The sequence below is a fragment of the Pseudomonas sp. PS02290 genome, from assembly GCF_029960075.1.
Lineage (GTDB): Bacteria > Pseudomonadota > Gammaproteobacteria > Pseudomonadales > Pseudomonadaceae > Aquipseudomonas.
Genome location: NZ_JASCOY010000143.1, coordinates 1 through 9,154, shown reverse-complemented (window position 1 = coordinate 9,154; position 9,154 = coordinate 1). Strand labels below are relative to the sequence as shown.

The 9,154-nt window shown below is 61.8% G+C and carries 7 protein-coding genes and 1 other RNA gene; 2 read left to right on the top strand and 6 right to left on the bottom strand.

Features of this window, described 5'->3' with window-relative positions; translation table 11 throughout:
• The first annotated feature begins 170 nt into the window (after positions 1–170).
• Positions 171–1,877, top strand: coding sequence for an acid phosphatase (acpA, locus tag QMX88_RS27665; RefSeq protein WP_282373437.1), 1,707 nt, complete (start codon positions 171–173; stop codon positions 1,875–1,877).
• Between the two features lie 61 nt (positions 1,878–1,938).
• Here the strand turns inward: acpA and QMX88_RS27660 are convergent, their stop codons facing one another.
• The 4 genes from QMX88_RS27660 to ffs all read right to left on the bottom strand — a co-directional run bounded on the left by QMX88_RS27660 (position 1,939) and on the right by ffs (position 4,944).
• Entirely contained in the window at positions 1,939–3,135 is a 1,197-nt protein-coding gene (locus tag QMX88_RS27660; RefSeq protein WP_282373436.1) for an MFS transporter, read from the bottom strand.
• 99 nt (positions 3,136–3,234) lie between these two features.
• The gene (locus QMX88_RS27655) at positions 3,235–3,603 is read right to left on the bottom strand and encodes a Rap1a/Tai family immunity protein (RefSeq protein ID WP_282373434.1); all 369 of its coding nucleotides are present in this window, start codon (positions 3,601–3,603) and stop codon (positions 3,235–3,237) included.
• On the bottom strand, positions 3,603–4,529 hold the full coding sequence (gene coaA, locus QMX88_RS27650) for a type I pantothenate kinase (protein WP_074889248.1): 927 nt from the start codon (positions 4,527–4,529) through the stop codon (positions 3,603–3,605). The genes QMX88_RS27655 and coaA overlap by 1 nt, the downstream gene beginning before the upstream one ends.
• Positions 4,530–4,847: 318 nt before the next feature.
• An RNA gene (gene ffs, locus QMX88_RS27645) (signal recognition particle sRNA small type) lies at positions 4,848–4,944 on the bottom strand.
• A 236-nt stretch (positions 4,945–5,180) separates the two neighbouring features.
• Between ffs and QMX88_RS27640 the strand changes: the two genes are divergently transcribed.
• Positions 5,181–5,675: a GNAT family N-acetyltransferase gene (locus tag QMX88_RS27640; RefSeq protein ID WP_282373433.1), complete on the top strand. Its 495-nt coding sequence runs from the start codon at positions 5,181–5,183 to the stop codon at positions 5,673–5,675.
• 3 nt (positions 5,676–5,678) lie between these two features.
• On the opposite strand, the gene QMX88_RS27635 is transcribed toward QMX88_RS27640, so the two are convergent.
• Together QMX88_RS27635 and QMX88_RS27630 are read right to left on the bottom strand one after the other, a co-directional pair.
• Entirely contained in the window at positions 5,679–7,484 is a 1,806-nt protein-coding gene (locus tag QMX88_RS27635) for a putative bifunctional diguanylate cyclase/phosphodiesterase (RefSeq protein ID WP_282373431.1), read from the bottom strand.
• 171 nt (positions 7,485–7,655) lie between these two features.
• Complete coding sequence (locus QMX88_RS27630) at positions 7,656–8,822, bottom strand: zinc-binding metallopeptidase family protein (protein ID WP_282373430.1); 1,167 nt, start codon at positions 8,820–8,822, stop codon at positions 7,656–7,658.
• Positions 8,823–9,154: the final 332 nt, after the last annotated feature.

Below are 9,154 nucleotides of genomic sequence, written 5' to 3'. Positions count from 1 at the left end.
CCGGTCCCACTAAAAGATCGCGCGCACTCAGTGGGACCGGCTTTAGCCGGGAAGGCATTAGGTGGCACACCACAAATTTGATGTCGCCTATCGCTGTAGCAATCCCGTCATATTCCCTCGCTAGGCTCCGGCGACACATGTTGTAACAACTCGACCTGCGAGCGCCCGCCATGACCAAGAAACCGGAAGAACCCGCACAGGCTTCGGCCCCTCAGACACCGGTGGATGGCAGCCGTCGACGCTTCCTCGGTGGCGTCGCGGTACTGGGCGCCGGCGCGACCCTCAGCGGTGTGGTGGGCGCGGCCGAAGCAGCCCCTGAAGGCCAGCCTGCGACCGACACCCTGTTGACCGGCCCGGCGCTGGACAAAGCGCTGCAGGACAACATCAAAACCATCGTGGTGATCTACGGCGAGAACCGCAGCTTTAATAACCTGTTCGCCAATTTCCCGGGCGTTGAGCACCCTCTTTCAGCCGTGAAAGCCGAGCAATACCGCCAGCGCGACCGTGACGGCAAGGTCCTCGACACCCTGCCGCAGTGCTGGGGTGGCGTCTGCCAGATCGGCCCGCAAAGCGTCGACGGCGTCACCTACGCGACGGGCGTGCAGTACCAGGAAAACCTGCCCAACGCGCCCTTCCCCCTCAAAGGCCCGAGCGGCGAAGACCTGCCACTGGGCGTCGTCACCCGCGACCTGTGGCACGTGTTCTATCAGAACCAGATGCAGATCAACGGCGGCAAGAACGACGCCTTCGTCGCCTGGGCGGATTCCGGCGGTCTGACCATGGGCTACTACGCCCAGACCCAATATTCCCTGCGCCTGTGGGACGTCGCCAAAGAGTTCGTGCTCTGCGACAACTTCTTCCAGGGCGCTTTCGGCGGTTCGTTTCTCAACCACCAGTACCTGATCTCGGCCCGGGCGCCCTTCTACCCGGACGCGGTGAACTCCCCCGCCAAGTCACAGATCGCCGTGCTGGAAAGCAGCGATCCGCTGGACTACCGGCTCAAACCGCTGGAGAAATCACCCGCCAGCGCCATGACCGGCCCGCCGCAATTCGGCCCGAGCGCGTTGACGCCGGACGGTTATGGCGTCAACACCATGGCCCCGCCCTACTGGCCGACCTGGCTGCGGGACAAGGAGAAACCGGATTATTCGCAGCCGGGGCTGGCTAACGTGCTGGTGCCGCAAACCCATGACCACATCGGCGACAAGCTGTCGAAGAAGAACGTCGACTGGGCCTGGTACGCCGGCGCCTGGCAGGTGACGCTGGACGAGTATAAGGATTCGACCGGCATTCCGAAGATTCCGAATTTCCAGTACCACCACCAGCCGTTCAACTACTTCAAACAGCAAGGGCCGGAAAACCCGGGCGAGCGCCACAAGCGTCTGCGCGACGGCGGCTTGGGGGATGAATCCAGCACCAATAAATTCCTCGCCGACGCCGAGGCCGGCAAGCTGCCCGCGGTGACCTTCTACAAACCCCAAGGCAACCTCAACATGCACGCCGGTTACGCCGACGTGGCTGCGGGTGATCGACATATCGATCGCGCCATCAAAGTCCTGCGCAACAGCCCGCAGTGGAAGAACATGGTGATCGTCATCACTGTCGATGAAAACGGCGGCTGGTGGGACCACGTTGCGCCACCGAAGGGCGACCGCTGGGGACCGGGCACGCGGGTGCCGGCGATTGTCATCTCACCGTTCGCGCGCAAGGGCACGGTCGACCACACGGTGTACGACACCGCCTCGATCCTGCGTCTGATTACGCGGGTGCATGGTCTGGAGAAACTGGAAGGATTGACCGAGCGCGACAACGCCATGGCCGCACGGGGTCAGACGCCGATGGGTGATCTGAGCAACGCGCTGCAGTTTCCGGTGTAGCCAGTTCCAGTGTAGCCAGGCGCGCAACCATCGCTGGCAGGTGGGCTGATCTTATGTGTAATCAAGCCGCCTGCCGACCGCCGGGCTCGTTCGGCAAGCAAACCGTAAGCACCGCCAGCACCACCGCGACCCCCGCAATCACCCCATACACCGCAACGAACGAACCGCTGACGCTCGCCAATAGCCCGGCGCAGTAATTGCCAAGCATGCCGCCGACGCCTTGCATGATGTTGGCGATGCCGAAGATGGTCACGGCCAGCGCCGCACGGGACGCCATCTTCGACACGTACGCCGGGATCAGTCCGAAGATCGGGTAGAAGGCCACGGCGAACACGACGCCCGCCACGAGCGGCCAGTAGCCGGTCGGCGCGATGACCAGAATCAACGCCGCCGTCGCCACGCAGACGTACACCAGCAGCATCGCCGCGCGCAGACCGATGCGGTCCGACAACGCGCCCAACGCCAGGCCGCTGAACATGCCGACGAAACCGATGCTGGCCCAGATCTGCGCGGTGTACTCGACGCCGAAATGCAGCTCTGTGCGCAAGTAGGACGACAGGTAGTTCTGAAACGGAAAGGTCGAGAAGCCGATCAGAAAATTCATCGACCAGACTGCGTACACCCAGCCCTGCAGCGCCTCACGCAGAACGCCTCCACGTGGCGCGCCATCACTGGCACTTTCGTCGTTGCGCATAAAGAGCAGCGCACGTTTGAAGACCAGAAACACGCTGACGGCCAGCACGACCGTGATCAGCCCAACGATCCACCACACCGTGCGCCACTCGCCCTGGGGCGCATAAAACGGCACCAGCAGGCTGTTGATGAACACGCCGTAACTGGTGCCGCTCGACACCAGCCCCATGGCCATGCCGCGGTATTTGTAGGGCACGGCGCGCGCGATCACGTCGACCATCGGCACGAATACCGTTGCCGCCGTGCCGGCCAGAACCGTAAGCAGCAGACCGATCAGCACCACGTTCTGTGCCAGGGGCATAAAGAGCAAGGCCAGCGCACACACGGCGCCCGATCCGAAAATCACCCAACCGCCGCCAACACGAGGCGTCAGCCATGCCGCCAGCAACGCACTGGCGAGAAACCCGGCCTGCCCCGCTGCGGTGATGGTGCCCACGTAGGCGATATCGAAGCCCAGGCTGGCGCGCATGTCCGGCACCAGTTGGGCAAAGAGGTAAATCCCGAAACCGTATGTCGCGGCCACGAGACCGGTAAGCAGTAACACAATCAGTGCGTTGATCCGCATCGTCGGCATCCTTGCTGAAGGCCGTCGCAGACGCGGCGGCACAGGTCGACCCGGAGCATCTCGTCTGGATCAAGCAAAGGCTAGCGCAAAACGTGAGGGTTACTGGCAGGGAAACGCGTTTTTCAACGCCGCGACGACCAGCACGGACTCATTCAGATGCAGACTCTCGGGATGCGCCTGCAAGGACTGCACAATGATGCGCATCGACTGAATCATCGGAATACCGCCCTCGGGCACGCACACCAGTCGGGGCAATCCGCCCGCTTCGTGGAACAGGTCCAGGGTGTCCATCGTCGCTTGCAGCACCCCGACGCAATGGCCGACACCCACGCCGTTCTGCGCCACGGCGCCGCTCATGCTGCTGATCCCGTCCTGGCATTCAAGCAGCAACTTGTTGCCGTCCGCCAGAGCGCCAGCGCTGACGCACAACGCGAATAACGCCGACGCGGCCGCGATGGACTTCCTCATCAGCGTAGCCACAATTCCTTCACCGAATGATCCGACGCCTTACGCACCACAAGGCTGGCGCGCTCGCGGGTCGGCAGGATGTTTTCCAGCAGATTGGGACGGTTGATGTCGTGCCAGATTTTGCGCGCCGCATCAGGGGATTTCTCCGGCGGCAGGTCGGCCAGCTCGCGGAAGTAGGCGCCTCGCGCGCGAAACGCGGTGCGTTGCAGCATCAGAAAGCGCTCAACGTACCAGCGCTCGATGTCACCTTCTTCGGCGTCCAGATAGATCGAGAAATCGAAGAAGTCCGAGACGATGCTGCCCGGCTTCTGCCCGTCATTGCCCTCGGTCTGCAACACATTCAGCCCTTCAAAAATCAGGATGTCGGGCTGGCTGACCTTGAAGAACTGGTCCGGGACGATGTCGTAGCTGATGTGGGAATAGACCGGGGCGGTGATTTCCGGCGTGCCGGCCTTCAGGTCCGAGAGAAACTTGACCATGCGCTTGCGATCGTAGCTTTCCGGAAAACCCTTGCGGTGCATGATGCCATCGGCGACGAGCCGAGCGTTGGGGTGCAGAAAGCCGTCGGTGGTAATCAGATCCACCCGGGGATGATCCGGCCAGCGCGCCATCAGCGCCTGCAGCACACGGGCGAAGGTGCTTTTGCCGACCGCGACGCTGCCCGCCACCGCCACCACATAGGTCTGACGTTTGGCAGGGCGTCCGAGAAAGGTGTCCTTGATGCTGTCGAGGTTGCGTGCAGCACTGACATGCAGATTGATCAGGCGCGACAACGGCAGGTAGATGTTGGCGACATCCTCCAGCGAGATGTCCTCATTCACGCCTCGCAATGCGGCGAGGTCTTCTTCGGACAACGTCAATGGCGTACTGGCGCGCAGCCCCGCCCACTCCGCGCTGCTCATTACCAGATAGTCATCAGGGGCCATCAATCGCGTTCCAGTCAGGTGTCCGTATCGACAATGGTGCGAAGACTATCGTATTGATCCAAATGGAGGGCAGATTTATTTGGGTCTGTCGGGGTGGCTGGCTTATGGCTTTGACGTCATTGCGCCAGATCCGCAGCCAGGGTTTCCACCGTAGACCGCGATATCAGGTCAGGCACGCGATAAGAAAATGACAACGTTAAGCCACGCAGCATTTTGCGAGCAAGACGGTGACAGGTTTGAGAAAGTTGAAAGGATCGAGCCAGGAGAGATGCTGATGATCACACTCGTCATTGCGACAAGAGTTCGTTATGGAGGCAACCCCACCAGCCACACCCCGGCACACAATGTTCCCGCTGTGGCTGCTGCCTTCCGGCTCTGACCAGGTTCACGGGTAATCGTTGCGGGGGGACCGATGGGGTCACCATAACGACGCTCGCCAGTGGCGAGCCGCGCCATTGTACCGGTCTCGCGCGAAGTTACAACCTCTTGTTTCAGATTAAGATTTTGAGCGTCATCAGCCCCTCGCCGCCTGAGCGATGAGGCAACTGAGGGGCCGAATGCGGCACAATGGCGCCTGCATTTTCACCTCCCTCCAGCAAGTGGCTCGCCCCCTGCCCGGCCCCGCCGGGGCGCAAGACACAGGAATCATCGATGCACTTCGCGCTCACCCCATACGAATCCCTCTCCCCCACGCAACAGCGCCAGTTGCTGGAGATCGAGCTGCTGCCCGAGCAGATCCGCCACGTCGGCGACATCCACGGCGGTCTGCACACGCTTACTGCACGTCCCGTCGTCGACCGGCAAGGCTTCGTGCTGCTCATCGACGACATCCCCCGGGGCTTTTTCGTCCTCAAGCGCAGGTCGCTGCTGCCGGATTGGGCACGTGACCGCTCGCGCATCACCACCACATTGCACGCGCTGATGATTGATAAATGGTTTCAGGGGTTGGGACTCGGCAAGCGATCCCTGCGCGCGCTGCCGGGGTTGGCGCGAGCGTTATGGCCAGACACGGAGCAATTGATGCTGGCCGTGGAGGCCGGCAATCACCCGGCGCGCCAGCTGTACCTGGCGCTGGGTTGGCAGGATTTGCCCGAAAGCGATGCGGCTTACGCCAGCTTTGAGCGGTTGATGCTGCTTACGCTGTAACGCTCAATGGGTCAGTGATCGCAACTGCCGAACCTTGCGGCGGCGCTCGACGTTCATCCAGTGCTCTAGGGCGGTGACGGTCATGGGTCGCGCGACGAGGAAGCCTTGCACTTCGTGGCAGCCCAGTTCGCAGAGGATTTCGTAGACGCCTTCGGTTTCCGCGCCTTCCGCGACGACGCGATAACCAAGGCGCTTTGCCAGGTCGACGATGGCTTCCACCAGGCCGCGGTCCTTGTCATTGCTGTCGATGTTTTCCACCAGCGACTTGTCGAGCTTGACCGTGGTGGCCGGCAGTTGCCGCAGGTAGGTCCAGTTGCTGTAACCGGTGCCGAAGTCATCGATGGCGATGTCGATGTTCAATCCACGCAGGCGCTCCAGCTGCAGGCGGGTCACTTCAGGGTTGTCGCACAGGGCGCTTTCGGTGAATTCAAGCTCGAAGCCGCTCGGGTCAAGACCGCTGACTGACAAGTGCTCGAACAGCGCGTCGCTGAACGATGAGTTCGCGAGGTCGATCGCCGATACGTTCATCGCCACTTTGAAGGCATAGCCCTGGGCCTGCCAGATCGCCGCTTGAGCAACAGCTTTTTTCAGCACCCACAGGCTGAGGGAGCGAATCAGCGCGGTCTTTTCCGCCAAGGGAATGAATTCCATTGGGCTGATCGGGCCCAGCATGGGATGTTGCCAACGCAGCAGCGCTTCGACGGTCACGATGCGGCCGGTCGCCACTTCCAGCCTCGGCTGATACACCAGCGACAGTTGATCCGGGCTGCGCACCGCCTCGGCCAGCGCGGCCAATAGTAGAAAGGCTCGTTGCTGGGCGAAGTCAAGATGAGGCTCATACCAGCGCCAGCCCGTCGATTTACCCCGGGCTTCGTCCGCCGCGCTGACCACCAGCCGAATCCAGTCGCGCTCATCGCAGCGGTCCAGGCCCAATGGCAGCACACCGATGCCGACGTCCATCTGAATGGGAATATTGCGGCAGATCAGCGGCTGCCGAAAATGCTCGAGCAACTGGCGAAACACCCTCTCGGCCTGCTCGGGGCGGGCATGACGGGTGATCAGCGCGATGCGCGTAGGGCTGACTTTGTACAGCGCGGTGTCGGCAGGCAACTGGCTGCGGCAGTTATCGATCATGCAGCGCACCAGCTCCTGGGCAAAGCTGTAGCCCAGCGCCTTGACGATGCTGTCGAGGAACGCCGGTGCGACCATGTCCAGCGCGACCAGCGCGTATTTGCGGCGATCGTGCAACGCCTCCAGATCCTCCTCAAGACGCAGGCGATTGAACAAACCCGTGGGCTGATCGACGAAGCTGGCACTGCGCAGGTTATTAAGGCGCTTCATCACCAACTCGCCGTACATTTCCAGCATGGCCTGGTCGCGCGGATCAAGTTGCGGCCGGGGCGTGGTGTCAATGATGCACAGCGTGCCGAGGGCAAGACCATCGGCGGTCACCAAGGGCACGCCGGCATAAAAGCGGATGTGGGGCTCCCCGGTCACTAGCGGGTTATCGCTGAAGCGCGCGTCAAGCATCGCGTCAGGAACCTGAAACGCCTCATGGCTGAGGATGGTGTAGGCACAGAAAGCGATATCGCGCGGCGTCTCGCGCTCTTCAAGGCCTGCCCGTGCCCGAAACCACTGGCGGTGCTCACTGACGATGGAAACGAGGGCGATGGGGACCTGGAAATAATGGGTCACCATCGAGACGATGTGGTCGAGCACATCGTCAGCCGTCGCATCGATGAGCCCCATGTGGGTGATGCGTGAAAGCCGGGAACGCTCGTTTTTAGGCAATGGAGCACTGGTGGCCATAACTGAAATCCCTTCTAGACCGCTTCGCCAACCGCTTCGCCAGTAGTATCAAAACGATATGTATAGGGAAAATAGCACCGCTTTTTGCGGTGTGCAGGTGTCGCGGACAAGCGGTGAATCCCTTTCACCGCTTCGTACGGATCGCTTTTTTTCACGCACTCACATGAGTGGTTACTGCACTTGCAGGACCTCATCGGCCTTGCCGCCCGCGCCCTGTATGACCAAATGGATGAAATGCAGCTTGGTGATGACGGCTGGCGGCAACACGAACGGATAGAAATCCGCCTGCCCCATGGCGCGGGACAACTCGTTGAGCATGCCGGCCAGTTCGATCCACGCATTGACGAACGCCAGGAACGCCGGCCCGCCCGGATGCTGAGGGTCGTACAAGGTTTCCAGGGGGAACGGCTGGTAGTCGAGGTCCATGTCCCGAGCGCTCATGCCCAGGCTGAGTGCGGTGTCGACGGCGTCCATCATGTGCAGGTAATGCGCCCAGGTTTCGGCCCAGTCTTCCCATGTGTGCATGGTCGCGTAGGCGCTGACGAAACTCTGCTGCCAGTCGGCCGGCGCGCCGTTCTGGTAGTGATGATCAAGGGCGTCGGCGTAGCTGGCACGGTCATCGCCGAACAGGTTGCGGAATCCGTCCTGCCAGTAAGTGTCGGCGATCAGGCGATCCCAGTAGTAATGCCCCACTTCATGACGGAAGTGTCCAAGCAGCGTGCGGTAGGGTTCGTGCATCTGCACGCGAACCTTCTCACGAATGGCGTCGTCCGCTTCTTCCACGTTGAGGGTGATCAAGCCACTGGCGTGGCCGGTCGTGGGCAGGTTGCCTTCCAGGTCGACGCCGAGGAATTCGAAGGCCAGCCCGCGCTCTTCATCCACGCTTTTCGGGATGACCTGAAGGCCGAGGGTGATCAACTGCGCCACCAGCCGACGCTTGGCGGTCTCGATCTTGCCCCAGCGCTCGGGGTTTTCCGGCACGGACAGGTCAGGGATGGTCTTGTTGAGGCTACAGGCGATGCAGAAGTCGCCGGCGTTCAGCGCCGGGAATATCCAGTTGCAGGCCGCCGCGGTGTCCAGATTGGCGCAACGACGGTAGAGCCCGGCCTGGGGCTCGTCGCTGAGACGCCAGGTTTGCGCTTCGGGGCCCGGTTCCAGCGCGGCGATTTTGCTCTGCTCGGGCAGATAACCCAGGGCCGCCGAACACGCCAGGCACTGGCTGTTGCGGAAAAACACCGACTGCCCGCAATGGCACTGCCAGACCTTGCTGTTGCGCTTGCTTTCGCCGGCGAATGGCGCCGCGATCCGTGTGCTGAGTTGCTCGAAGAACTGGAACATGGCGATATCCTGATGGGGCTGCAAGCACTAGATCGTCAAGGATGACGGGGGTTCCGTGGGATTTTCTTACTCTTGGGTCCCGCTTATCGGCGGGACTACTTCACTCAGGTCCAGATCCGGGGACCCGCCTAACGGCGGGCATTTCGCCTTCGGCGAGTTACTTGGAAAAGCCCCCCAAGTAACCAAGGGTGCTTGCTCTTGGTTAGGTTCCTCCTTCGTCGGAATACCCTCACTCCGACGACGCTCCGTGGGCCCGCGCCGAACGGACATCCATGTCCTAGCGGCGCTCTCGCGGCATCCATGCCGCTCGGCCCACTCCGCGTCGTCTGCGT

Excerpts from the sequence above, each read along its gene's own strand:
- acpA (WP_282373437.1), top strand. The coding sequence starts at position 171 with ATGACCAAGAAACCGGAAGAACCCGCACAGGCTTCGGCCCCTCAGACA.
- QMX88_RS27660 (WP_282373436.1), bottom strand. The coding sequence starts at position 3,135 with ATGCGGATCAACGCACTGATTGTGTTACTGCTTACCGGTCTCGTGGCC.
- QMX88_RS27655 (WP_282373434.1), bottom strand. The coding sequence starts at position 3,603 with ATGAGGAAGTCCATCGCGGCCGCGTCGGCGTTATTCGCGTTGTGCGTC.
- coaA (WP_074889248.1), bottom strand. The coding sequence starts at position 4,529 with ATGGCCCCTGATGACTATCTGGTAATGAGCAGCGCGGAGTGGGCGGGG.
- QMX88_RS27640 (WP_282373433.1), top strand. The coding sequence starts at position 5,181 with ATGCACTTCGCGCTCACCCCATACGAATCCCTCTCCCCCACGCAACAG.
- QMX88_RS27635 (WP_282373431.1), bottom strand. The coding sequence starts at position 7,484 with ATGGCCACCAGTGCTCCATTGCCTAAAAACGAGCGTTCCCGGCTTTCA.
- QMX88_RS27630 (WP_282373430.1), bottom strand. The coding sequence starts at position 8,822 with ATGTTCCAGTTCTTCGAGCAACTCAGCACACGGATCGCGGCGCCATTC.